The sequence below is a fragment of the Streptomyces sp. S3(2020) genome (assembly GCF_013044505.1).
Lineage (GTDB): Bacteria > Actinomycetota > Actinomycetes > Streptomycetales > Streptomycetaceae > Streptomyces.
The window spans coordinates 167681-191206 of sequence record NZ_JABERD010000001.1 but is presented as its reverse complement, the minus strand read 5'-3'; the positions used below and the strand labels follow the sequence as shown (position 1 = coordinate 191206).

Below are 23526 nucleotides of genomic sequence, written 5' to 3'. Positions count from 1 at the left end.
GGCGACGCACGCCGTTAGCGTGAGTGCATGATCCGGTTCGAGCAGGTCGGCAAGCGGTATCCGGACGGCACGACGGCCGTGGACGGCCTGAGTTTCGAGGTGTCCGAGGGTGAACTCGTCACCCTCGTGGGCCCGTCCGGCTGCGGCAAGACGACCACCATGATGATGGTCAACCGGCTGATCGAGCCGACCTCGGGGCGGATCCTCGTGAACGGCGACGACATCGCCGGCGTCGACCCGGTGCGGCTGCGGCGCCGGATCGGGTACGTCATCCAGCAGGTCGGGCTCTTCCCGCACCGCACGGTCCTCGACAACACGGCGACCGTGCCGGCGCTGATCGGCTGGAAGCGGGCAAAGGCGCGGGCGCGCGCCGCCGAGCTGCTCGATCTGGTGGGCCTGGACCCGAAGCGGTACGGGTCGCGCTATCCCGACCAGTTGTCCGGCGGACAGCGGCAGCGGGTCGGCGTCGCGCGGGCGCTGGCCGCGGATCCGCCGGTGCTGCTGATGGACGAGCCGTTCGGTGCGGTCGACCCGGTGGTGCGGGAGCAGTTGCAGGACGAGTTCCTGCGGATGCAGGCCGCGGTGCGCAAGACGGTGCTGCTGGTCACGCACGACATCGAGGAGGCGGTACGCCTCGGCGACCGGATCGCCGTGTACGGGCAGGGCCGGATCGAGCAGTTCGACACACCCGGGACGGTCCTCGGGGCGCCCGCGACACCGTACGTGGCCGAGTTCGTGGGCGCCGACCGTGGGCTGAAACGGCTCTCGGTCACCGAAGTCGAGGCCGACGACCTGGAACAACCGCCGCTGGCCCGACTGGACGAGCCGGCCGGGACGGCGGCGGCGCGGTTGGGTGCGGAGGGTGCGCGCTGGGCCGTCGTCCTCGACAACCAGGGCGAACTGCACGGCTGGGTCGGCGTCGACGACCTCGGGGCGGGCGGCACGGTCGGTGACCGGGCGCACCGGATGAATGCCTGGGTGCCGGTGGGCGCGCCGCTGAAGCAGGCGTTCGGCGTGATGCTCCAGCACGACGCGGGGTGGGTCGCGGTGCTGGACGGGGCGCGTTTCCTGGGTGTGCTGACTCCGGCGAAGCTGCATGAGGCGCTGCGGAGGTCGGTGGACGCGGATGCGCTGGGGGTGGCGCGGGATCAGGTGCGGTTCGACTCGGTGGCCGATGCGTGAGCGCTCCGCTGGGTGGGGGTGGGGTGGGTGCGGTGGGGTGGGTCCGGTGCGATGGTCGCGTGTCGGCTGCGGGGTCGTTGTGGCTGGGCGCGCAGTTCCCCGCGCCCCTGCGGGCCCTGCGGGCTCCGCGGGCCCCGATGCTCGCCTCGACGGCGTATCGGGGGTCAGTCGGTGTCGTCCTCGGGCAGATGGAAGTAGACGGTCCCTGACCAGCAGTGTCCGTGCTCGGTCGGCTCCGACTCGACGACGATGTGCTGGATCTCGGCGGGGCCCAGCTCCTCGATGCTCTCGGCCAGCCGCCGCAGCAGGTCCGGTGCGCTGTCGCAGCCGGGGCCGGGGCCGGCGGGATTGGCCTGTGAGAAGTGGCGTGCGGTCCAGTGCTGCGGGGCGCTCGGCATGGTGTGATCGTAGGACCGCACGTCAGCTGTAGACGATCGGGCAGCCGCGGTGCAGGGAGTGCTGGGCGGCGCGTAGGTAGAGCGCCACGTAGAAGGAGGCGTCCAGGTCGTCGCCCCACGGTCCGGGGCCGACGGCGGTCTCCTTCGCGGGGCCGTCGAGGAACCAGGACGTCAGGCCGAGGTTCCTGTTCGTGACGGGCGGCATGGGCGGCAGTGCGATCGCCGACGCCAACCGTTCCGCGAGCGCGAGCACCTGAGGTGCTCCGGCGACCACGGTCGTGTCCGTGTAGGCGGAACCGACCGGCACGGATATCTCCTGGTCCAGCGACACCGGAACCAGGACCGACCAGCCGCACAGCGTCTCCACCTCGTCGCGCGTCAGATACGCGCGGCACAGCTCGACGAAGCCGTCCATGGGAGGGCTCAGCTTCTCCTCGAACTCAAGAGCGCGGCTCTCCCGCGGAACGGACGCGTACGGCGGCAGCCCGCGCCTGCTCAACTCGTCGTCGAGCGCCGAGGCGATCGCTCCGTGACCACCCTCGTGGTCACCGCGCCAGTCCTGTGCGTCGACACTCACCAGATAGACACCCATGCCCGCAATGTACGGCGCCCCACTGACATCTCACTTCAACAGCCCCTTGTCCTCCAGATACCTCCGCGCCACGTCCTTCGCCAACCGCCGCCAGCTGTCGACCTGTTGGTTCATGGAGGCCAGGTCGGCCGTGGTCAGGACGTCGTTCAGCTTGCCGAGCGCCTTGGTGACGCCCTCGCTGCCGGCGCGGGAGCGGTTGACGACGGGGACGATGTAGTCGGCGTTCTGGAGGTGTTTGTCGTCGGTGAGGAGGACGAGGCCGAAGTCGGTCAGGGTGGCGTCGGTGGTGGTGGTCAGCACCATCTGGTCCTGGCCGCTCTGCACGGCCCGCTTGGCCTGGGTGGTGCCGACGCCCTTGGGGTCGACGCCGGTGATGTCGATGCCGTAGGTCTTCTTCAACCCCGGTTCGCAGTAGGGCCGTTGCACACACTCGTCACCGGCGGCGAGCCGCACCTCCAGTCCCGAGGCGCCGAGGTCGCTCAGGGTCTTCAGGTCGTGCTCCCTGGCATAGGAGGCGCTCACGGCGAAGGCGTTCTGGTCGACGGCCCTGCCCGCGTCCAGGACCGTGAGCCCGCGGGGTGCGGCCAGTCCGCGCAGGACCGTCATCGTGGCGTCGAGGTCGGGTGAGCCGACGGGGGTCGCGTCGGCGCCGTTGGTCTTGGCGTTGAGCCAGTCGGCGAAGGTGGCCGCGTACTCGGGCACGACGTCGATCTGGCCGGATTCCAGGGCCGGTTCGTACAGTTCGCGGTTGGCGACGGTGAGCAGCGATGTGTCGTACCCGGCCTGGTTCAGCAGCAGCGCGTACATCTGGGCGAGCAGGTCGCTCTCGGTGAACCCGGCGGATCCGACGGTCAGATGGTGGCTGTCGCCGGGAGCGGCGGTGACCGCGCTCCGGTTCTCCAGGGACGGGCCCGTGGAGCAGCCGGTCAGCAGGAGGACGAGGGCCGTCCCCGCGCATCGCCTCATCGCGTCCCCCTCGTCCACCTGGGCGCCAGCCGCTCGGCGACCTCGAAGGCGCCCTCGACGACCAGTGCGAACGCCGCGACGAGCACCGCTCCGGCCACCACCTGCGGTGTGCTGGCGAGGTTGAAGCCGGCGGTGATGATCCGGCCCAGCCCTCCCCCGCCCGCCAGCGCGGCGATGGTGGCGGTCGCGACGAGCTGGACGGCGGCGATGCGTACCCCGGTCAGCACCATGCGGAGCGCGAGGGGCAGCTCCACCTGGAACAGCATCTGCCGCCCCGTCATGCCCATCCCCCGGGCCGCCCGGACGACGCTGCGGTCGACCTCGCGCATCCCCACGTAGGCGTTGGTGAGCAGGGGCGGGAGGGCGAACAGCACCAGGGCGACGACGGTCGGGCCCTCCCCCCAGTCCCCGACGGGGGTCAGCAGGAGAAGGACCAGCACGGCGAAGGTGGGGACCGCGCGGCCGACGTTGGAGATGTTGACCGCCAGGGCGCCGCCCTTGCCGAGGTGGCCGAGGACGAGGGCCACCGGGAGGGCGATCAGGCAGCTGATGACCAGGCAGACGACGGTGAGGACGAGGTGTTGCAGCAGCCGGTGCCAGATGCCGTCGTCGCCCGCCCAGTGGGCGGAGTCGGTGAGCCAGTCCCAGGCGTCGGTCAGGGTGGTCATCCGCGGGCCGCCCTCGTCCACGGGGTGATCAGCCGCTGCACGCCCAGGAGCAGCACGTCGGCCGCGACGGCGATCACGACGCACAGGACGGAGGCGGTGAGGACCTGCGCCTTGAAGTAGGTGTTCATGCCCGCGTAGATGAGGTTCCCGAGCCCGCCGTAGCCGACGATCGCGCCCACCGTCACCAGTGACACGGCGGAGACCACGGCGATGCGCAGTCCGGCCATCGCGGCGGGCAGCGCGAGCGGCAGTTCGACGGTGAGCAGGAGGCGGATCGGGCCGTAGCCCATGCCGCGGGCGGCCTGCCGGGTCTCCTCGGGGACGGCGCGCAGTCCGGCGAGGATGTTCCGTACGAGCAGGGTGAGCGAGTAGAGGACGAGGCCGGCCACGACGAGGCCCGCGGAGAGCCCGTACACGGGCAGGAGCAGGGAGAACATCGCCAGGGACGGGATCGTGTAGAGGATCGTCGTGACGGCGAGGACGGGACCGGACGCCCAGCCCCAGCGGCGCGCCAGCACGGCGAGCGGCAGGGCGATGACGAGGCCGATGAGCACCGAGACCGCGGTGAGTTCCAGATGCTGGACGACCGCGTCCCACAGGATCTGTCGGCGGGTGCTCAGATACTCGCCGCAGATCCACTCGTTGCGCGCGAGGCAGTCGTCCGGGGGCGCGGTCACGACTCCATTGCACCGGGCGGGCCAGGGGGTCGGCGCGTTGTGGTGACCCGTACGGGGGTGTCGCTGGGTACACCCTCCGATACGGGTTCTGGGCCCCATGTACTCCCCGCGCCGTCTCCGTAGTTTCTCTGTCAGGGCACACGGAGTGCCGGACCGAGGGGTGATGACGATGTTTCGCACAGGCTCGCGACGTACGCACGACACGGGACCCGCCGCCGAGGCACTGCGGCTGGTCAAGGTCACCAAGACCTACGGCAGCGACGACAGCGCCGTCACCGCTCTGGACGGGGTCACGCTCAGCCTGGGCCGGGGCACCTTCACCGCGGTGATGGGTCCGTCGGGTTCCGGCAAGTCGACGCTGCTCCAGTGCGCGGCGGGGCTGGACCGGCCGGACGGCGGCATCGTCGTCGTGGACGGCACCGAGCTGACGGGCGGCGGGGAGGCCGAGCTGACGAAGTTCCGGCGGGGCCGGATCGGGTTCGTCTTCCAGCAGTACAACCTGCTGGAGACGCTCACCGTCGCGCAGAACACGGTGCTGCCGCTGAAGCTCGCCGGACAGCGCGTCGACCGGAAGCGGGCCCGGGAGGTCCTGGACCAGGTCGGGCTCGGCGACCGGCTCGGGCACCGTCCCGACCAGTTGTCCGGCGGTCAGCGGCAGCGGGTCGCGATCGCCCGGGCGCTGGTCGCCGAACCCCGGGTGATCTTCGCGGACGAGCCGACGGGCGCCCTGGACACGCGCAGCGCGCGGGATGTGCTGCGGCTGCTCCAGGAGGCGGTGCGGGTGCACGGGCGGACCGTGGTGATGGTGACGCACGACCCGGTCGCCGCCTCGTACGCCGACTCGGTGCTGTTCCTCGCCGACGGCAGGCTGGCCGGCGGGCTGTCCGCGCCGACCGCGGACGCGGTGGCCGAGCGCCTCGCGCACCTGGGCGACGACGTGACGGCGGGGGTGTGAGCCATGCTGCTACTGGCCATGCGGTCGATCCGGCGACGTCCCGGACGGTTCCTCGCGACGCTGCTGTCCGCCTTCCTGGGCGCGGCGGTCATCATGACGTTCAACTCGATGCACGACACGGCGGCGCGGAGCGGTGTCGACTCCGTGAGCGCGGAGACGCTCACGACCGCGGCGAGCGTGGTCGGCGGTTACGGCTCCCTGCTGGTGTTCTTCGCCGTGGCCTCCACGCTCACCGTCAACGTGCGCCAGCGGGCCGCCGAGCTGGAGCTGCTGCGCTGCTCGGGGGCGACCCCGGCGCAGCTCAGGCGGATGGTGGTCGGCGAGGCGGTGGCCGTGGCCCTGGTGGGCGCCGCGCTGGCGATCGGCCCGGCGGTGCTCGGCGGCCGGGTGCTGCTGGACGTGTTCCAGGACAACGGTCAGGTGGCGGCCTCGGTCGACCCCGCCTTCGGTCCGGTCGCGTTGCTGTCGGGTGTCGCCGTCACGCTGCTCGCCGCCGTGGGCGCCGCGTTTCTCGCGGTACGGCGGGTGACGCGCGGACAGCGCCGGGGGCACGGCCGGGCGCGGAGGTTCTTCACCTGCGCCGCTCTCGTGGCCGGCGCCCTGTCGGTCTCCTCCACGTTCGTCTTCTCCGGCAAGGACGAGGCGCTGATGGCACCGCCGGCGTACGGGGCGATCCTGCTGTCGGTGGGCTTCGCGCTGCTGGCGCCGCGGCTCCTCGAAGGCGTCCTGGACCGGCTGCGCCTGTCGGGTGCGGCGGGCTGGCTGGCCGTGCGCAATCTGCGGGAGCGGGCCGGGCATGTCGCCGGGATCCTGATGTCGCTGATCCTGTTCACGGCGATGGCCACGGCCACGCTCACCATGCAGTCGGTGGAGAGCGACGCCATCGAGGCGTCGGGGCTCGTGAAGTCGGTGGACGCGAAGAACCTTCAGACGCTGAACCTCACGGTCGTCGGGATCATCGTGGTGTTCGTCTGCGTGATGCTGGTCAACTCGCTGTACGCGGCCACCACTTATCGCCGCCGGGAGTTCGGGCAGCAGCGGCTGGCCGGGGCGACGCCGAACCAGGTGCTCGGTACGGTCGCGGCCGAGACACTGGTCCTGACGGTCACCGGGGTCTTCTTCGGCACGGTCGCCGCGCTGGCGGGGATCGTCCCCTTCACCGTGGTCCGCACCGACTCGGTGCTGCCGGGTCAGACCTTCGGTATCTGGCTCGCGGTGGTCTCGGTCGCCGTGGTGGTCACGCTGGGGACGAGTCTGGTGACGGCCCGCAAGGTACTGCGTACTCCGGCGACGGAAGCGGTGGGGCTTGCGGCGTGAGCGGTCCGTCGGGTGGGCGGTGGCACACACGCGGGCCGGTGGGGGCTGGTCGCGCAGTTCCCCGCGCCCCTGCGGGGCACGGTGCCACACCGGACTTCGATGAGTCCGCTCGGAAGGAAGTGCACGGGGAGGGGCGACTGCTTCGGCGGTCGCCCCTCCCCTGTCGCCGGACGACGGCGACGCCCCCGGATCGACCCCGCCGACGGGCCCACGCCACGCCTGCCGCGTCCAGCAGGGCCGTCACCGTGGTGGTGACCAGCCCGTCCACCGTCTCCACCTGCGGGTCACGGGCCTCCTCCAGTCGTTCGACGACGTACGGGATCCGCTCGCGCGGGGTGCCGGCGTCCTGCGAGCCGGGGAAGGGCGCGCGAGCGGTAGAAGGGCTCGGCCGCGGCGTCGAGGAGTCGCGGGCCCGGATCCGGGGTGACACAGGCGCTGAACAAGCGCTTAGATAGGTGGACCGCCGTGGACCACCCACACCGCCCACACCGCCGACCTGGAGGCCCCGTTGCTGTTCACTTCCGTCGACGATGTCTCCGCACGTCTCGCGGCGACCGGATACCTCGCCTCCCCCTCGGTCGCCACGACCGTCTTCCTGGCCGACCGGCTCGGCAAGCCGCTCCTGGTGGAGGGCCCCGCCGGCGTCGGCAAGACGGAGCTCGCCAAGGCCGTCGCCCAGGTGGCGGGGGCGGAGCTGGTACGGCTCCAGTGCTACGAGGGCGTCGACGAGTCCCGGGCGCTGTACGAATGGAACCACGCCAAGCAGCTGCTGCGGATCAGCGCGGGCCGCGACGAGACGTGGGACGAGACCCGCACGGACATCTTCAGCGAGGAGTTCCTCCTCACCCGTCCGCTGCTCACCGCGATCCGCGGGGACGACCCGAAGGTCCTGCTGATCGACGAGACCGACAAGGCGGACGTCGAGGTCGAGGGCCTGCTCCTGGAGGTGCTGAGCGACTTCCAGGTCACCGTGCCGGAGCTGGGCACGATCACCGCCACCCGCCGCCCCTTCGTCGTCCTCACCTCCAACGCGAGCCGTGAACTGTCCGAGGCACTGCGGCGCCGCTGCCTGTTCCTCCACATCGGCTTCCCCGAGGAGGAGTTGGAGCGCCGCATCGTACGGCTGAAGGTGCCGGGGCTCGACGCGGCGCTCGCCGAGTCGGTGGTCCGGGTGGTGGGGGCGCTGCGGGCGATGGACCTGCGCAAGCTCCCGTCGGTCGCGGAGACCATCGACTGGGCGCACACCCTCCTCGCGCTCGGCGCCGACACACTCGACGAGACCGTCGTACGCGACACCCTGGGCGTCCTCCTCAAGCATCAGGACGACGTCCTCAGGGCGGCGGCGAAGCTCGACCTGGACGCCCTGTGAGCACGCCGGTCGCCGAGCGGCTCACGTCGCTCGTCGCCGCGCTGCGCGCCCACGGCGTCCGTGTCGGCACCGGCGAGACGGTGGACGCGGCCCGGGCGATGGCGGCGCTCGGCCTCGCGGACCGGGAACTGCTGCGCGAGGGACTGGCGGCGACACTGCTGCACGGCACGGCCCAACGGCCGGTGTTCGACCCGGTCTTCGACCTCTACTTCCCGCGGGGCGTCGGAGCACCCGAGGCCGGCACGACGGACCGCGACGACCTGCGCGACCGGCTGGCGGCCGCCCTCGCCGCGGGCGACGAGGCCCTGATCGCCCGGCTGGCGGTCGAGGCCGTCGACGGCTTCGGCGGATACGGCTCCTCCCCCGCCTCGGACGGCTGGTCGTCGTACCAGACACTCGACCGGCTCCGCCCGCAGACGCTGCTCGCCCGCGTCCGCGCCGACATCCGGGCGCGGGGCGGGAGTTCGGGCTTCGCCGACCGGCTGCTCGACGACGAGATCCGGCGGCGTATCGAGTCCTTCCGCGCGCTGGTGGCAACGGAGGCGCGGCGGCGGGTGGCCGAGCGCCGAGATCGGGACGATCTCGCCCGGCGGGCGGTGCGGCCCACCGCCGACCGGGTCGACTTCCTGTTCGCCGGGAAGGACCAACTGGCCGAGCTGCGCAGGACGGTTCAGCCGCTGGCGCGGAAGCTGGCGACCCGCCTCGCGGCCCGTCGGCGCCGGGCGGCCCGGGGCACGATCGATCTACGGCGGACCCTGCGCGGTTCGTTGTCGACCGGCGGGGTGCCGATGAAGCCGGTGCTGCGCAGGCGCCGCCCGGCGCGGCCCGAACTGGTGCTGCTGTGCGATGTGTCGGGCTCGGTCTCCGGCTTCTCCGACTTCACGATGCTGCTGGTGCAGGCCCTGCACGACCAGTTCAGCAAGGTGCGGGTGTTCGCCTTCGTCAACCGGATCGACGAGGTGACGGGACTACTGGAGCACGGCGCGGCCGACGCGGCGGGACTCGGCACCCGCATCCGGTCACAGGCCGAGCTGACGGGCTATAACGGCAGCAGTGACTACGGTATGGCGCTGGGCGAGTTCGCGGAGCGCTACGGCGACGCGGTCGGCCCGCGCACGACCGTGTTCGTCCTCGGGGACGCCCGTACGAACATGAGCGACCCCAACCTCGCGGCCGTACGGCAGATCTCCGAACGGGCCCGGCGCGTCTACTGGTTGAACCCCGAGCAGCACACGCAGTGGGGTACCGGCGACTCCGCCGCGCCGGAGTACGCCGAACTCGTCGAGATGCACGAGTGCCGCAACGTGAAGCAGCTGGGCACGCTGGTGGGTCGACTCCTGCCGATCTGACCGCCCTGCTGCGCGATGAGGGAGAGCGCGTACACCTGGCAGGTCTCGGGGGTGGGCTTCGGGGCGTCACCGTGCGACGCACGAGAAACCGATCGGTGTACCCGTCTGGCGCGGAGCCCGCTCCAGAGCCTGACGCAGGACAGACCGATCGGCTTCCGTGCGGCAGGCGGATCAGTCGCCCGACTTCGCGAACTCCCTCGCTGTCTGGCCCTGGAAGTCGTACAGGATGACCTGCTCGTCGCCCACCACCCAGGCGTCGTGCCCCGCGGAGACGACGAACACGTCGCCCGGCCCGACCTCGGCCTCGCCGCCGTCGTCCATGCGAATGTGCATACGCCCCTGGACGACGTAACCGTTGTGGTGCATCTGACAGCTCTCGGTGCCCGCGATGGGGCCGACGGACTCGCTCCAGCGCCAGCCCGGCTCCATGGTCCCCACGGCGAAGTCGAGGTCCGTCATATGGACGGCTTCCAGGTGGCCGCGGGGGAAATCACGCCGCTCGTCCGGCTTGTCGAGCGTCTTCACTTCCAACATGACGCACTCCCTTCCGGCCGCGCTTCACCGCGACCGGGGCAGGCCTCCCGGCGGCCCCGTGCACCGCCGCGGGTGGCCGGCCCCCTACCACTCCATCGTCCGCCCGACCACTTGGAGCCGCCATTCGACGGAGATCCGGCTCAGGACCGGACGCCGCAGAGTTCCGCGAATCGCGCGGCGTCGACGTTCCCGCCGGAGACGATCACCCCGACCCGGTCCGGGAGTTCCGCCACCCGACCGGACAGCAGCGCGGCCAGCGGAGTCGCGCCGCTCGGCTCGACGACGATCTTGAGGTGCTCGAACGCGAACCGCATCGCGTCCCGGATCTCGTCGTCGGTGACCAGCTCGATCGCGTCGACGAGCCGCCGGTTCACCGAGAACGTCAGCTCGCCGGGCGTGTGCAGCGCCTGACCGTCGGCGATGGTGCGGGGCACCGGGATCTCGACGCGCCGGCCGGCCTCCAGGGAGCGCTTGGTGTCGTCACCGCTCTCGGGTTCGACGCCGACGATCCGGATGCCCGGGTGGAGCTCCTTGGCCACCGTGGCGCTGCCCGCGATCAGCCCGCCACCGCCGACGGGTGCCAGCAGCGCACCCAACTCACCCACCTCCTCCAGGAGTTCGAGAGCCGCGGTGCCCTGTCCCGCGATGACGTGCGGGTGCTCGTAGGGCGGGATAAGGGCGAGCCCGCGCTCGGCGGCCAGGGCTTCGGCGACGGCGATACGGTCGCCCGTGTAGCGGTCGTACGTCACGATCTCGGCGCCGTAGCCGACGGTGGCCTCCCGCTTGGAGCGCGGGGCGTCCTCGGGCATCACGATCACCGCGGTGCTGCCGAGCTCGCGGGCGGCCAGGGCGACCGCCTGGGCGTGGTTGCCGGAGGAGTACGTGGCGATGCCGCGGGACAGCTGCTCGGGCGTCAGCCGGGAGGCCGCGTTGTAGGCACCACGGAACTTGAAGGCACCCATGCGCTGGAAGTTCTCGCACTTGAGGAGGGTCTCGGCGCCGACGCGGGCGTCGAGGGTGCGGGAGCGGAGTACGGGCGTGCGGTGGGCGACTCCCTTGAGCCGCTGGGCCGCGTCGCGGATGTCGTCGAGGGTGACAAGCGGGGTCGGGGTCGTCACTTTGTGCCTCCGTCGGGGGTCGTCACGGTGTCCGAGTCCGCGGTCGTCAGGGTGTCTGGGTCCGCGGTCGTCGCGGTGTCTGCGTCCGCGGTCGTCACTCGGCAGCCGCCTCCGCGTCCGCGATCGTGGCGCGGGCCTGGGAGAGGTAGCTGTAGGCGGAGGCGCGGGAGATACCGAGGCGGGCCGCGACCTGCTCGATCGCACGGCGCACGGCGAAGACCCCGCGGTCGTCGAGGCTCCGGAACAACGCGAGGCGTTCCGTCCGGGCGAGGGCGCCCCACGGCTGGTGGCGGTGCGTGTCGAGGATGGCGTCGACGACCGAGTCGATGTCGTCGCCGAAGGCGGTGACCGGCAGTTCGACGGGCGTGCCGGCGATCCCGGCCAGCGCGCCGAGCAGCGCGTGGGCCTCGCTCGCGGCGGTCACGTCGAGGTTGACGCACAGGGCGCCGAACACCGTGCCCGTGGAGTCCCTCAGCACCATCGTGGACGACTTGACCGTCCTGCCGGACTGGGTCCGGGTGACGTAGTTGAGCTCGTCGCCCGCCGCGTCCCCGCGGGCGACGATCCGCATGCCGATCTCGCTCATCGCCCCGCCCACCGCACGCCCGGTCACCGAACCGGCGAGGGCGACCACGGACCTGTCGGGGTCGCGGTAGTCGTGCAGCACCACCTCGCACACGGGGCCGAACGTCGCCACCAGCCCGTCGACGACGGGTCTCAGGGCGGCGACGATCGCATCCCGCTCCGCTCGCAGTGCTCGCTCGGACGTCATGAATCCAGACTACACGTCCAGCTTCTGGACGTGTAGTCCAAGTCGTTCAAACCGTCCAGGCCGTCAGTACCCGACGGAGAACGTGGCGTCCTGCTGCTCGGTGCTCGTGGAGATCGGGTCGATGCGCAGCACGTAGTTCGAGTGACGGATGTAGCGGGTCGGGTTGTTGTACGAACGGAACGACGACCAGGAGGAGTCGGCGAGCCCGGCCGTACGGTAGAAGGTGGCGTCGCCGGCGAACGCGGACGTGCCGTCGTTCACGTCCAGCCGCAGGTTGTAGCTGTAGTGCCGCAGATAGCGGGTCGGGTAGTTGACCGACTGGAAGGAGACACCGGCGCTGTCGGCGAGACCGGGCACGAGCTTCCACTGCGAGTCGGTGTACGGGTCGAAGGGGTACTCGTCGATCCGGCCGACGTAGTTGCTGTGGCGCACGTAACGGGCCGGATAGTTGTACGACTTGATCCGGTTCCAGGCCGGGGCACCCCACTTGGCGACGAGGTTGGTGTACTCGGCCGAGGTGATCGTCTCGATCGTGCAGTGCTTGGAGTTGAGCGGCTGTGTGTAGAGACGCTGGTTCACGGCCGTCCAGGTGCCGGCCGCCAGATCGCTCGACTGCCAGGCGTAGAAGACACCGTTGGGCGTGTAGGTGTCGCCCCACAGGTACCAGGTGCCGGTCGTCAGGGACTTCACCAGGGTCGGGGCCTCGGTGCCGCCGTGCGCGGCGGCCGTGCCGAACTCCGTGAAGCTGCCCGGCGTCAGGGAGGTGGAGCGGGCACCGGCGAGGGTCTGGTTCTTCTTGAAGTACAGGTAGTTGACGCCGTTGACGTCCACGGCCAGGTCGCCGTCGATGACGTCGTAGCCGGGGTCGAAGAAGACCTGCGGATCCGAGGTGGTCACGAAGTCGGTGGTGTAGCTGACCATGATGACGTTGTGGCCGCTGCTGTTCACCGACGAGTAGAGGATGCCGTACTGGCCGCGCGAGGCGTCCCAGTAGGCCTCCGGCGCCCAGCTGTGGGTGTCGGTCATGTCGTGCAGTTTCAGCAGCCGGTAGCCGGTGAAGGTGCGCAGGTCGGTGGAGTCCCAGACGTGGATGTAGACGCTGTCGTACGTCCAGTCGGTGCCGTTCAGGTCCGTCGCCAGCACCACGAAGGCGCCGTTCTGCTTGCGCATGATGAACGGGTCGCGCAGCCCCTGCGCGCCCAGGGTCGGGGTCACCACGGGGGCGTTCTGGTTCAGCGGCGTCCACTGGAGACCGTCGGTGCTGACGGCGAGATGCAGGCCGTAGTTGGCCTCCAGCATCGTGTTGGACTCGGTGAAGTAGCCCATGACGTACGCCGAGTCGGCGGCGTGGGCGGTGCCGGCACCGAGGGCCAGCGCGCCGGTGGTGGCCAGCGGCACGGTCGCGGCCGCGCCCAGGAACCGTCGACGCGAAAGGTGGGGGACTGCGCTCATTCGCTTCTCCAAGGGGACACCGATTGCCGATATATCGAACGAGGTTCGGTAAGTCGATCAGAAGGTAGAAGGAGGCCGAGGTCGCGTCAATCGTTCTCACAGAGCTTGTTGATTCCTGTGGGACGGACGTGGCGGGATCGCCGTGCGCGGGCCGTGAGTTCCGGCCGGATCCGGTTCCTGTCAGCCGGACGACCGGCAGTTGTCGGCTTCGAGGGCTTCCATGACGTCAACTCCCTTCCCCCCACCCCGAGGAGCGAGAGGAGTAAGACGACCGAGACCGTTCCCGACTTCCCCATGGCCCGCGCGCCCGGCTGCCCCTGCGACCCGCCCCCGGAGATGCTGCGACTGCGGACCGAACGTCCCGCCACCCGTGCCCGGTTGGAGGACGGCGCACACCCTGGCTCGTCACGCGCTACGAGAACCAGCGGGCGCCGTACGGCGACCCGCGGCTGGGTGTCGATCCCCTGCGGCCGGCTTCCCCCACTTCAGCGCGACCTTCCCCGTCTTCTGGCCGCTGCCGTTCTTCCGGGCCGCCTCCATCATGGGGCGCAGCGCGACACGGCAACCCGGCAGTCGCTGGCATCGAGGGCCGTTGAATTCATCTGTCGCCGCAGCTCTGTGGACTACCAGCCACATCGTCTGATTGGGTGTCACATCCGAGGCCGACGGCCCCTCAACGGCCAATAACCCGGCGGCCCTTGGGGGACATGGACACCTGGGCGACCGGGTTCGCATCCGCTCCGGAGCGGCACAGGAGTCCGCCGCCCATTCCTCGGGTACGACAGAGCACCTCATCGTCTTTGCCGGCATGGCTCGCGTCGGCGGGCAGCTCACGGACTCTGTCCTGATCGACCCCGGGCCTGCACGGCAGTTGGGCCGCTGACGTCCCGCACCTTCATCAGGCACCCGACTGAGACGTCGAGGCCCAGCTGATCGTGCGCTACCCGCAGTGATGCGCCATCGGGGCCTCTGGGCCGACTGCGGTCAGCTCCTGCTGCCGTCCGCCTCGCCGAGGTGGGTGAGACCGAAATGCCGCCACTCGTGAAGATCCCAGCCCGTTCCCGGTACACCACCGACGGCCGTGCGCTCGTCCAGCAGGGCGCGGGCCTGACCGTACGACAGCCGGGCGAACCAGGTGCCCGGGCAGACGTCGCGGGGACTGATGACCTTTCCGGGGCGGGGTCGGCGCCGCACCCTCACTTGCGCCTGTTCGAGGGAATGTCCGTGTCGTCCAAGGCGCCGCGAGCCGCCGACGTGAAGTTGCCGAGGCGCTCGGAGACCATGGTCACCTCGACGGCGTGGCGCTCCACGAAGTTGACGTTGCGATCCGAGGCCCCCGAGGATTCGCGCCAGGCGAGAAGCGTCGTATGCATCGAGTGGAGCCCCAGGTGGACGCTGTGGGCGGCATGCTCCACCGACTCGGGTCCCTCGACTGCGAGGCTGGCCCAAGCCGCCTGCACCAGCGCCAACTGATCTTGCGCTATCTGGAGCCGTCGATCAGCTTCCGCCAGATCCGGGGCATCGCCAACCAGCGCTCGTGCAGCCGTCTTCAGAGCGCTGCGAGACTCGTTGGCCGGGGCCAGAAAGGCGCTGTAGGCGTCGCGCCGCAGTTGTCTGCGCCACTGGGAGTGCTCGGCTTTGGCTTGCCCCTCCAGCTGCCGCCGGGTCGACGCACTGGAGATCGTCGACGCCGCAACGGTGCCTACAACACCTACCGTTGCACCCAGCAACGCCGCAATTCCCTGGTCCATGCGGGGGATTATCCATCCTGGCGACCACACACGGTCACCGGTACGGAGTGTTCCTCACCATCCATCACGACGCCACGGCCGTCGACATGAGTCTCACCCAAGAACCGGACGTGCCGAACGTGCCGAACGATCCCTGGCAGCAGATCCCCGCCGTCCACTCATCCGTTTTCCGCCTTCCGACCTTGCAGGAGCAACAGCTCTCGACGGGCCTTGAACAGCAGGCAGCAAACTTGGCCTACAGCTGGCTGGTCCGTGACTTGCGGGCGATTGAACCTGACCCGGCTCACCCCCAGTGCTCTTCCAGGTACCGCAGGAGGTCGTCGCCGTGCAGCTGCTTCGTGGCGTTACCGACCCGGACCCAGAATTCGGTGGCGGCATTGCCGCCCTTGGCGGGCTTGGGTCCACAGCCCGATTGAGAGCTCTGCCGCAGCCGCCCCGCAGCAGGACGCTGCGCCGCCTCAAAGCCCGCCACCCGACATCACAGCCCGCGCTCAAGCGTCTCCGCAGGTCAACGCACCCGTCCGCGTGGTTTCAACGCCACGGGCGGCAGTTCCGGAGCCGGGAGCGGAGCTCCGTCGTAGCCCTTCACCTCGCCGAATCGTCGTCCTTCCATCCAGTCCTGACGCGCCTGCACGATCTCTTCCTGGGACCGCCCGATCCAGTTCCAGAACATGATGAGCTCCTCCTCGAACGGCTCGCCGCCCAGGAGCATCAGGGAGGCCTGCGAGTCGGCGCGCAGGGGCAGTTCGGTGCGGCCGCAGCCGAGGTAGAGCATGGAGCCGGGCAGGACCGGAACGCCGTCCACCCGGGCCTCGCCGGACATGGACAGCACGGCGTACTCGAAGTCCGGTTCCAGCGGGAGGCGTACGTCCGCGCCGCGGGCGAGGGTCAGGTCGGCGCCGACGATGGGGGTGTACGTCGTTCCGGGCGAGGTCGCGCCGTCGAGGGTGCCGAGGATCAGGGTGGCCGTGAGGCCGGGGGCCGTGACGACCGGCAGGTCGGCGTGGTGTTCGAAGCGCGGGTCGGTGTGGCGGTCGCTGTCGGGGAGGGCGACCCACAGCTGGGCGCCGTGCAGGAAGCGGGCGTGCGACTTGGGGCTCTCCTCGGAGTGGCTGATGGCCCGTCCGGAGGTCATCAGGCCGAGCTCGCGCGGGTGGATCGTCTGGAGGCTGCCGGTCGAGTCGCGGTGCAGCACCTCGCCCTGGTGCAGCCAGCTCACCGTCTGCAGGCCCATGTGGGGGTGGGGCGGCACCTGCATGCCGGGTTCGTCGGCGATGTCGTCGGGGCCGTAGTGGTCGACGAAGCACCACGCGCCGACCATGCGCCGTCCCAGGTTGGGCAGCAGCCGGCGGACCTCGGTGGACTCGCCGAGCTTGACGGTGCGAGGGCTGAGGAGTTCGCGAACGGGCTCCGCCACCACGAAGCCGCGGCCGCCGCACAGGGCGGGAGCCGCCTCGCGATCAAGATTGCTCATGGCGCCCAACCTAGACCCGCGAGAGGCGTCCCGTCAGTCCGTCGTCCGGGCTGTCCGGGCGTCCCGGCCCGTTCGAGAAATAGTAGCCATGCACATAGTAGCCATGTACTGTATTCGTCATGAGCGAGGGTTCCGAGAAGGCCACACCCGGCTTCCTGGTGTGGCGACTGTCGATGAAGTGGCGGACCGCGGTGGACCGCGCGATGGCTCCGCTGGGGCTCACCCATGCGCAGTACTCGCTGGTGGCGTCGCTGTACGGCATGCAGCGCACCGGCGAGCGCCCCAGCCAGCGGCGCCTCGCCGACCACGTGGGACTGGAGCCGCTCTACGTGTCCAAGCTGGCGCGCTCGCTGGAGTCCGCGGGCCTCCTGGAGCGCACCCGCGACCCGCGCGACCCGCGCGCCGTGCAGCTGGCCCTCACCGAGCAGGGCCGCGACACGACCCGGCAGGCCATCAAGGTCGTCCAGGGGCTCCTGGAGCAGCTGCTGGCACCGTTCGGCGGTCAGGACAGCGAGCGCACCCGGGACTTCAAGCACGATCTGGCGACCCTGCTCGACGCACCTCTGGATCCGCTCGCCGGCACCGGCGAGCCCGACAAGGAGCAGCCATGACCACCACCACTCCCCTACTCGACTCCAGGGGCATAGCCCTGGCCCACTACGCGGCCCGCGGGGTCCTGGAGCGGGTACTGGCCCGCCACGGGGCCACGTTCCAGCAGTCCGTCACCCTCCGGGTCATGGCCGTCGCCGAGGGACCCGTCGAGCGGGACCACCTCGTCGACACCGTCGTCGGCTCCCTGAAGATCGCCGCCGCGGAGGCCCGCTCCGTGGTCGACGAGCTGATCGCCGCGAAGTTCCTGGCATCCCAGGAGCCGTCACAGGTGCGGATCACCGACGCCGGGCAGGAGCTGTACGACCGCACGTCCGCCGAGACCGCGCCCATCACGGCCCGGATCTACGACGGCATCCCGAAGGAGGATCTCGCCGTCGCCGGACGAGTGCTCACCCTCATCACCGAGCGCGCCGACGCCGAGCTCGCCACCCTCAACGAGTAGTGGAATATCGAACAACTCTTCTCCGTTGACGGCCTCGAAGGAGGTCAGAGTGGAGATGACGTACTACGACCACGGAACACCGGCGGAGCGCTGGGAGCGCGCGCGGATGTTCTTCGACGCCAAGGACTACGCCGCCGCGGCGCGCGTACTGGACGGGCTGGTCGAGGAGGTGCCGGAGCAGACCGGACCGCGGCTGCTGCTGGCGCGCTCCTACTACCACTCGGCCCAACTGCGGCGCGCGGAGACCGAGTTGCGCATCATCGTGGAGCGCGACCCGGTGGAGCAGTACGCCCGCCTGATGCTGGGCCGCACGCTGGAGCGGCAGGGGCGGCACGAGGAGGCCGGGCCGCACATCCGCCTCGCCTCCGCGCTCGCGGGTGACTTCGACACGCTCTGAGCCGAGCACGACAGCAGGGGCCCGGTTCCGTCACGGAACCGGGCCCCCTGTGCTGTCCTGCGGTCAGGCCGCCGCGTCGGCGCGGCGGCCCCGCCGGTGGCTGATCTCGCCGAGCACGATGTCGACGACGAGGAACGCGGCCAGCGGAATGCCGAGGAGCGGGACGTAGTACCCGAGGACCGCGATGGCCGCCACGCACGGCAGCAGGATCAGCGGGGACACCTTCTGCCAGGCCCCGCGCGGGATCGGACGGCCGAAGGCGGAGCCGCGGCCGCGCTGCCACCACATCCGGTAGCCCCACACGATCAACAGGATCAGCGAGAGCGCGAGCAGCATCAGGGCGATCTGGTTGACCAGGCCGAACAGGACGCCCGTGTGCAGGTCGATCCCCCAGCGGGTCAGCTTGGCCAGCACCGGGTAGTCGGCGAACCGCAGCACGTCGGTGACCTCGCCGGAGGTCGGGTCGACGGCCACCGCGTCCTGCTTCGTGGGGTAGCTGCGCCCCACCTGCTTCACCACGTACGTCGACGACTCGTCGGCGGGCGGGACGATCTCGACCGGGTCGCCGAGCCCCTCGGCCCGCGCCGCCGCCAGGATCTTGTCGAGGCCCACACCGTGCTCGGCGTCCCCGGCCGAGGCGGACGCGCCGTGCCCGGAGTGGTCGCCGCCCGCGGCCGCGGAGATCGACGGGGTGGCCTGGTGCAGTTCGGTGCGCAGTACGTCGATGTTGGCGCCGGCGTAGGTGGACCAGGTCAGACCGGTCACCGACAGGAAGAGGAACCCGGCGGCGGCCCAGGCGCCGACGCCGCCGTGCAGGCCGAGGGTGCGGCGCCGCCCGCTGGTCCCGCGCAGCTTGCGCTGGGCCCGGCGGCGGGTGAACCACATCACCAGGCCCGCGCTCGCGATCACCCACAGCCAGCTCGCCGCGAACTCGCTGTAGAGGCGGCCGGTCTCACCGAGGTGCAGATTGCGGTGCAGCCCGGAGATCCAGGTGCGCAGGGGCAGTGCGCCGGTCGAGCCGTACTGTTCCAGGGCGCCTTCGACCTCGGCGGTGTACGGGTCGACGAAGACGGCGAGGGTGTGGTCGGCGTCGACGCCCTTGACGCCGGACAGCAGGACCCTGGTCGTGGCGTCGTCCTCCGGGGAGGGGCGGACGGCCGCGACGGTGCCCTCGGGGTGGGCCTTGCGGGCGGCGGTGACCTGCTCGGAGATGGGCAGCTTGGTGTCGCCGACCTCGGAGACGGTCAGCTCGTCGGCGTAGACGATCTTCTCGGCCTGGAAGGAAGCGGCGTAGAGGAGTCCGGTGCAGGCGGCCACCAGAAGGAACGGCGCGACCAGCAGTCCGGCGTAGAAGTGCAGGCGCAGCATCAGGGGGCGGAGCGGCGCCCAACTGCTGCGTGACGGCGTCGGATCGGCGGCTTTCGGGGCCTCGTCCGTGGTCCTCGTGAGAGCGGAGGTCATCGGCGGTTCTTTTCTGGGGCAGGGGACGTTTCTCGGCGGTACCGGTCCAGTAGTCGGGGGATGAGGCCTTCGAGTTCCCGGAGATCGAAGTGACCTGCGTCACACGTGGGTGGGGAGGGGGGCGTGGCATCCTGGCGCGATGGCAACTCCCCGTCATCACGCGCCCCTTGCCGATCTGGTCGAGGAACTCCTGGCGGGCGAGGGCCCGCTGCCGATCGTGGCGGCCGGCGATCCGGTGCTGCGCCGCGGCACCGAGCGGTTCGAGGGGCAGCTGGACCCCGCGCTGCTGGCCCGGTTCGTGGAGGCGCTGCGCGTCACCATGCACGCGGCGCCGGGCGTGGGCCTGGCGGCTCCGCAGGTCGGCGTACCCCTGCGGATCGCGGTGATCGAGGACCCGGCGCCGGTGCCGGACGAGATCAGGGTGGCGCGCGGACGGGTGCCGCAGCCGTTCCGGGTGCTGGTCAACCCGTCGTACGCCGCGGTCGGCACCGCGCGTGCCGCCTTCTTCGAGGGCTGTCTGAGCGTGCCGGGCTGGCAGGCCGTCGTGGCGCGCCACGCCGAGGTGCGGCTGACGGGCGAGGACGAGCGCGGGCGGGCGGTGGACGAGGTGTTCTCCGGGTGGCCGGCCCGGATCGTGCAGCACGAGACCGATCACCTCGACGGCACGCTCTACCTCGACCGGGCGGAGCCGCGTTCGCTGTCGTCGGCCCGGGCGATGGCGGAGCGATGGGCGCAGCCGACACCGGCGGAGGCCGCGCGGTCGCTCGGCTTCGACCTGCCGTGACGTCCCCTCGCACGGGTCCGGGCGCGGTCGTCATGGTGACCCGTGACGACCGCGCCGTGCGGGCGCTCCGCGTGACTCAGTTGTCGCGGTAGCTCTCCAGGAGCCGTAGCCACACCTCGCTGATCGTCGGGTAGGACGGTACGGCGTGCCAGAGCCGGCTGATCGGGACCTCTCCGGCGACGGCGACGGTGGCGGAGTGGATGAGTTCGCCGACGCCCGGGCCGACGAAGGTGACGCCGAGGAGGATCTCGCGTTCGATGTCCACGACCATGCGGGCGCGGCCCCGGTAGCCCTCGCCGTACAGGCTCGCGCCGGAGACGTTGCCGAGCTCGTAGTCGACGGCGCGGACCCGGTGGCCGGCCTGTTCGGCCTCCGCGAGGGAGAGGCCGACGGCGGCGGCCTCGGGGTCGGTGAAGACGACCTGGGGTACGGCGGAGTGGTCGGCGGTCGCGGCGTGCGCGCCCCAGGGGTCCGTCTCCAGGAGGGGGACGCCGGAGGCGCGGGCGGCGATGGCGGCGCCCGCGATGCGGGCCTGGTACTTGCCCTGGTGGGTGAGGAGGGCGCGGTGGTTGACGTCGCCGACGGCGTAGAGCCAGTCGTTGCCGGTGACGCGGAGGCTGTCGTCGACCTCCAGCCAGGAGCCGGGTGCCAGGCCGACCGTGTCGAGGCCGATGTCGTCGGTGCGCGGGGCGCGTCCGGTGGCGAAGAGGATCTCGTCGGCCTCGATGCGTTCTCCGGCGTCGGTGACGACCACGACGGTGCCGTTCTCGCGGGTCACCGACGCCACCGAGGTGCCGGTGCGGACGTCGGCGCCCGCCTCGGTGAGGCCCTCGTGGACCAGTTCCCCGGCGAAGGGCTCCATACGGTTCAGCAGGCCCTTGCCGCGGACCAGGAGGGTGACCCGGGAGCCGAGGGCCTGCCAGGCGGTGGCCATCTCGGTGGCGACGACCCCGCCGCCGACCACGACCAGCCGGCCGGGCGCGGCCTTGGCGCTGGTGGCCTCCCTGCTGGTCCAGGGCTTGATCTCGTCGAGTCCGGGAAGGTCGGGCAGGACGGCGCGGGTGCCGGTGCAGACGGCCACGGCGTGCCGGGCGGTGAGGACCTTGTCGCCCACGGTGACCGTGCGGGGACCGGTGAGGCGGCCGTGGCCGCGGTAGAGGTCGGCGCCGATGCCCTCGATCCACCGGACCTGGCCGTCGTCCTTCCAGTGGGAGGTGTACTCGTCCCGTCGGGCGAGGACCGCGGCCGTGTCGAGGGGGCCCTGCACGGCGGGTGCGAGACCGGGCAGGCGTCGGGCGTCGGCCTGGGCGATGACCGGGCGCAGCAGGGCCTTGCTGGGCATACAGGCCCAGTAGGAGCACTCGCCGCCGACCAGTTCGCTCTCCACGACCGCGGTGGAGAGACCGGCCGCACGGGTGCGGTCGGCCACGTTCTCCCCCACGGGCCCGGCCCCGAGCACCACTACGTCGTAGGTGGTGTGCGCGATGGATTCCGTTTCCGTCATGGGGTCAGTCTGGTGGGTGGTGTGCGCTCGGGCCACATGGGTACGCGCGCGGAATACCTACGCGGCCCGCCGTGTTTGCGACGACGGCTTCGCCCGACATCAGGCCCCGACACCAGGAAGAGGGATGCACGCCATGAGCAGGACCGTGGAGCTCACCAAGGAGAACTTCGACCAGACGGTCACGGACAACGAGTTCGTGCTGATCGACTTCTGGGCGTCCTGGTGCGGGCCGTGCCGTCAGTTCGCGCCCGTCTACGACAAGGCCGCCGAGGCCAACCCGGACCTGGTCTTCGGCAAGGTGGACACCGAGGCGCAGCCGGAGCTGGCGGCGGCCTTCGGGATCCAGTCGATTCCCACGCTGATGATCGTCCGTGACCGGGTGGCCGTGTTCGCGCAGCCGGGCGCGCTGCCGGAGGCCGCGCTGACGGATGTGATCGGGCAGGCCCGGAAGCTGGACATGGACGAGGTCCGCAGGTCGGTCGCCGAGCAGCAGGCCGACGCCGAGCAGAACGGCCAGTGACCGCAGGCCTGTCGGGACACCGCGTCCCGGTGGGGGCTCACCACTGGAGGGGAAGTCCCGTGTAGTTCGCGGCCAGTTCGGCGGCGGCGTGCCGGGATGCGGTGATCCGGCGCAGCCGCGCGAGCTGGAGCCGGTCCTCGAAGGGGTCCGCGTCGGGCCGGGTGTGCAGCATCGTCGTCATGTCGTACGAGAATCCGGTCGCCTGCCAGACGCGGGCGAGGCACGACTGCGAGTAGGTGTCCAGGAGTCGCTCGGAGCCGGTGCGGTGCAGCTCGGTGAAGGCGCGGCCCAGGAGGCGTACGTCGGACACCGCGAGGTTGAGGCCCTTGGCGCCGGTCGGCGGGACGATGTGGGCGGCGTCGCCGGCCAGCAGGAGCCGTCCGTGGCGCATCGGTTCGTGGACGTGACTGCGCATCGGGGTGACGGACTTGGCGGTGATCGGGCCGCGGCGCAGGGTCCAGTCGGCGTCGATGGCGAAGCGGGCGGCGAGTTCGTCCCAGACGCGGTCGTCGGACCAGTCGTCCGGGTCGGTGCCGTTCGGGACCTGTAGGTACAGGCGTGACACCCGCGCCGAGCGCATGCTGTGCAGGGCGAAGCCGCGCTCGCCGCGGGCGTAGACCAACTCGTCGCAGGACGGGGCGACATCGGCGAGGATCCCCAGCCAGGAGTACGGGTAGTCGTGCTCGTGGACGCGGCTCACCTCGGCGGGGACGGTGTCGCGGGCGATGCCGTGGAAGCCGTCGCAGCCGACGACCCAGTCGCAGCTCAGGGTCTGTTCGCGGCCCTCGTGCACGAACCGCACGAGGGGTGTCGCGGACTCCGGCTTCTCGATGGCGAGCGCCTCCGCCTCGAACAACAGCGGTGGCCCGTCGGCCAGTTGGAGGGCGACGAGGTCCTTCACGATCTCGGTCTGAGCGTAGATCGTGACGGTGCGGCCGCCGGTGAGGACCGGGAAGTCGATGTGGTGCCGCTCCCGGTCGAAGCGCAGCTCGATGCCCTGGTGGACGAGGCCCTGCGCCTCCAGCCGTTCGGCCGCCCCGCACTCGCGCAGGGCGTCGACCGTGCCCTGCTCCAGCATTCCGGCGCGCTGGCGCTGTTCGACGTATTCCCGTGTCCTGGCCTCCAGGACGACGCAGTCGATGCCCACGCGGTGCAGCAGGCGGGCGAGGAGCAGTCCGGCGGGGCCGCCGCCGATGATGCCGACCGTCGTGCGCATGGCACGCCTCCCGTGA

24 protein-coding genes and 1 pseudogene are annotated in these 23526 nt (G+C 71.1%); 10 read left to right on the top strand and 15 right to left on the bottom strand.

What is annotated here, in order from left to right:
• Window positions 1–27: 27 nt before the first annotated feature.
• A complete protein-coding gene (locus HLK59_RS00950; protein ID WP_171139195.1) occupies window positions 28–1182 on the top strand; it encodes an ATP-binding cassette domain-containing protein in 1155 nt (384 codons plus the stop codon).
• A gap of 164 nt (window positions 1183–1346) precedes the next feature.
• Here HLK59_RS00950 and HLK59_RS00945 read toward each other — a convergent pair whose 3' ends face one another.
• The 5 genes from HLK59_RS00945 to HLK59_RS00925 are packed head-to-tail and all read right to left on the bottom strand — an operon-like array spanning window position 1347 to window position 4483.
• Complete coding sequence (locus tag HLK59_RS00945; protein WP_171139194.1) at window positions 1347–1580, bottom strand: hypothetical protein; 234 nt, start codon at window positions 1578–1580, stop codon at window positions 1347–1349.
• A gap of 22 nt (window positions 1581–1602) precedes the next feature.
• Window positions 1603–2172: a hypothetical protein gene (locus HLK59_RS00940; RefSeq protein ID WP_171139193.1), complete on the bottom strand. Its 570-nt coding sequence runs from the start codon at window positions 2170–2172 to the stop codon at window positions 1603–1605.
• 30 nt (window positions 2173–2202) lie between these two features.
• Entirely contained in the window at window positions 2203–3138 is a 936-nt protein-coding gene (locus tag HLK59_RS00935; RefSeq protein ID WP_171139192.1) for an ABC transporter substrate-binding protein, read from the bottom strand.
• The gene (locus HLK59_RS00930) at window positions 3135–3806 is read right to left on the bottom strand and encodes an ABC transporter permease (RefSeq protein WP_171139191.1); all 672 of its coding nucleotides are present in this window, start codon (window positions 3804–3806) and stop codon (window positions 3135–3137) included. Before HLK59_RS00930 ends, HLK59_RS00935 begins: the two co-directional genes overlap by 4 nt.
• Window positions 3803–4483 carry an ABC transporter permease gene (locus HLK59_RS00925; RefSeq protein ID WP_171139190.1) on the bottom strand — a complete coding sequence of 227 codons (681 nt, stop codon included), beginning with the start codon at window positions 4481–4483 and terminating at the stop codon, window positions 3803–3805. The genes HLK59_RS00930 and HLK59_RS00925 overlap by 4 nt, the downstream gene beginning before the upstream one ends.
• A 169-nt stretch (window positions 4484–4652) precedes the next feature.
• On the opposite strand from HLK59_RS00925, the gene HLK59_RS00920 reads away from it, so the two are divergent.
• The 4 genes from HLK59_RS00920 to HLK59_RS00905 all read left to right on the top strand — a co-directional run bounded on the left by HLK59_RS00920 (window position 4653) and on the right by HLK59_RS00905 (window position 9473).
• Window positions 4653–5438, top strand: coding sequence for an ABC transporter ATP-binding protein (locus HLK59_RS00920; protein ID WP_171139189.1), 786 nt, complete (start codon window positions 4653–4655; stop codon window positions 5436–5438).
• A gap of 3 nt (window positions 5439–5441) precedes the next feature.
• Entirely contained in the window at window positions 5442–6755 is a 1314-nt protein-coding gene (locus HLK59_RS00915) for an FtsX-like permease family protein (protein ID WP_171139188.1), read from the top strand.
• Window positions 6756–7266: 511 nt separating this feature from the next.
• Window positions 7267–8124 (top strand): MoxR family ATPase, encoded by an 858-nt coding sequence (locus HLK59_RS00910; protein WP_171139225.1) that lies wholly within the window; start codon window positions 7267–7269, stop codon window positions 8122–8124.
• Entirely contained in the window at window positions 8121–9473 is a 1353-nt protein-coding gene (locus HLK59_RS00905) for a VWA domain-containing protein (RefSeq protein WP_171139187.1), read from the top strand. The genes HLK59_RS00910 and HLK59_RS00905 overlap by 4 nt, the downstream gene beginning before the upstream one ends.
• 171 nt (window positions 9474–9644) lie before the next feature.
• On the opposite strand, the gene HLK59_RS00900 is transcribed toward HLK59_RS00905, so the two are convergent.
• The 7 genes and pseudogenes from HLK59_RS00900 to HLK59_RS00870 all read right to left on the bottom strand — a co-directional run bounded on the left by HLK59_RS00900 (window position 9645) and on the right by HLK59_RS00870 (window position 16574).
• On the bottom strand, window positions 9645–10007 hold the full coding sequence (locus HLK59_RS00900; RefSeq protein WP_171139186.1) for a cupin domain-containing protein: 363 nt from the start codon (window positions 10005–10007) through the stop codon (window positions 9645–9647).
• A gap of 140 nt (window positions 10008–10147) precedes the next feature.
• Window positions 10148–11125 (bottom strand): pyridoxal-phosphate dependent enzyme, encoded by a 978-nt coding sequence (locus HLK59_RS00895; RefSeq protein WP_171139185.1) that lies wholly within the window; start codon window positions 11123–11125, stop codon window positions 10148–10150.
• 94 nt (window positions 11126–11219) lie between these two features.
• Entirely contained in the window at window positions 11220–11897 is a 678-nt protein-coding gene (locus HLK59_RS00890; RefSeq protein ID WP_171139184.1) for a PAS domain-containing protein, read from the bottom strand.
• 63 nt (window positions 11898–11960) lie between these two features.
• A complete protein-coding gene (locus tag HLK59_RS00885) occupies window positions 11961–13349 on the bottom strand; it encodes a glycoside hydrolase family 43 protein (protein ID WP_171139183.1) in 1389 nt (462 codons plus the stop codon).
• A 1008-nt stretch (window positions 13350–14357) separates the two neighbouring features.
• A pseudogene (locus HLK59_RS00880) lies at window positions 14358–14537 on the bottom strand (site-specific integrase); the annotation flags it as partial.
• A gap of 8 nt (window positions 14538–14545) precedes the next feature.
• Window positions 14546–15100 (bottom strand): hypothetical protein, encoded by a 555-nt coding sequence (locus HLK59_RS00875; RefSeq protein WP_171139182.1) that lies wholly within the window; start codon window positions 15098–15100, stop codon window positions 14546–14548.
• A gap of 508 nt (window positions 15101–15608) precedes the next feature.
• On the bottom strand, window positions 15609–16574 hold the full coding sequence (locus HLK59_RS00870; RefSeq protein ID WP_171139181.1) for a pirin family protein: 966 nt from the start codon (window positions 16572–16574) through the stop codon (window positions 15609–15611).
• A 119-nt stretch (window positions 16575–16693) separates the two neighbouring features.
• Here HLK59_RS00870 and HLK59_RS00865 point away from each other — a divergent pair, with 119 nt between their 5' ends.
• The 3 genes from HLK59_RS00865 to HLK59_RS00855 are packed head-to-tail and all read left to right on the top strand — an operon-like array spanning window position 16694 to window position 18025.
• On the top strand, window positions 16694–17185 hold the full coding sequence (locus HLK59_RS00865; protein WP_171139180.1) for a MarR family transcriptional regulator: 492 nt from the start codon (window positions 16694–16696) through the stop codon (window positions 17183–17185).
• Window positions 17182–17628, top strand: a complete 447-nt coding sequence (locus tag HLK59_RS00860) for a winged helix DNA-binding protein (protein WP_171139179.1) — start codon at window positions 17182–17184, stop codon at window positions 17626–17628. The genes HLK59_RS00865 and HLK59_RS00860 overlap by 4 nt, the downstream gene beginning before the upstream one ends.
• A 49-nt stretch (window positions 17629–17677) precedes the next feature.
• A complete protein-coding gene (locus HLK59_RS00855) occupies window positions 17678–18025 on the top strand; it encodes a tetratricopeptide repeat protein (RefSeq protein ID WP_171139178.1) in 348 nt (115 codons plus the stop codon).
• 63 nt (window positions 18026–18088) lie between these two features.
• Here HLK59_RS00855 and HLK59_RS00850 read toward each other — a convergent pair whose 3' ends face one another.
• Complete coding sequence (locus HLK59_RS00850) at window positions 18089–19486, bottom strand: PepSY domain-containing protein (protein ID WP_171139177.1); 1398 nt, start codon at window positions 19484–19486, stop codon at window positions 18089–18091.
• Window positions 19487–19625: 139 nt separating this feature from the next.
• Here HLK59_RS00850 and HLK59_RS00845 point away from each other — a divergent pair, with 139 nt between their 5' ends.
• Window positions 19626–20270 carry a peptide deformylase gene (locus tag HLK59_RS00845; protein WP_171139176.1) on the top strand — a complete coding sequence of 215 codons (645 nt, stop codon included), beginning with the start codon at window positions 19626–19628 and terminating at the stop codon, window positions 20268–20270.
• A 76-nt stretch (window positions 20271–20346) separates the two neighbouring features.
• Here HLK59_RS00845 and HLK59_RS00840 read toward each other — a convergent pair whose 3' ends face one another.
• Complete coding sequence (locus tag HLK59_RS00840) at window positions 20347–21774, bottom strand: NAD(P)/FAD-dependent oxidoreductase (protein ID WP_171139175.1); 1428 nt, start codon at window positions 21772–21774, stop codon at window positions 20347–20349.
• Window positions 21775–21907: 133 nt separating this feature from the next.
• On the opposite strand from HLK59_RS00840, the gene trxA reads away from it, so the two are divergent.
• Window positions 21908–22294 (top strand): thioredoxin, encoded by a 387-nt coding sequence (gene trxA, locus HLK59_RS00835; protein ID WP_171139174.1) that lies wholly within the window; start codon window positions 21908–21910, stop codon window positions 22292–22294.
• A 37-nt stretch (window positions 22295–22331) separates the two neighbouring features.
• On the opposite strand, the gene HLK59_RS00830 is transcribed toward trxA, so the two are convergent.
• Complete coding sequence (locus HLK59_RS00830; RefSeq protein WP_171139173.1) at window positions 22332–23510, bottom strand: 4-hydroxybenzoate 3-monooxygenase; 1179 nt, start codon at window positions 23508–23510, stop codon at window positions 22332–22334.
• Window positions 23511–23526 lie beyond the last annotated feature (16 nt).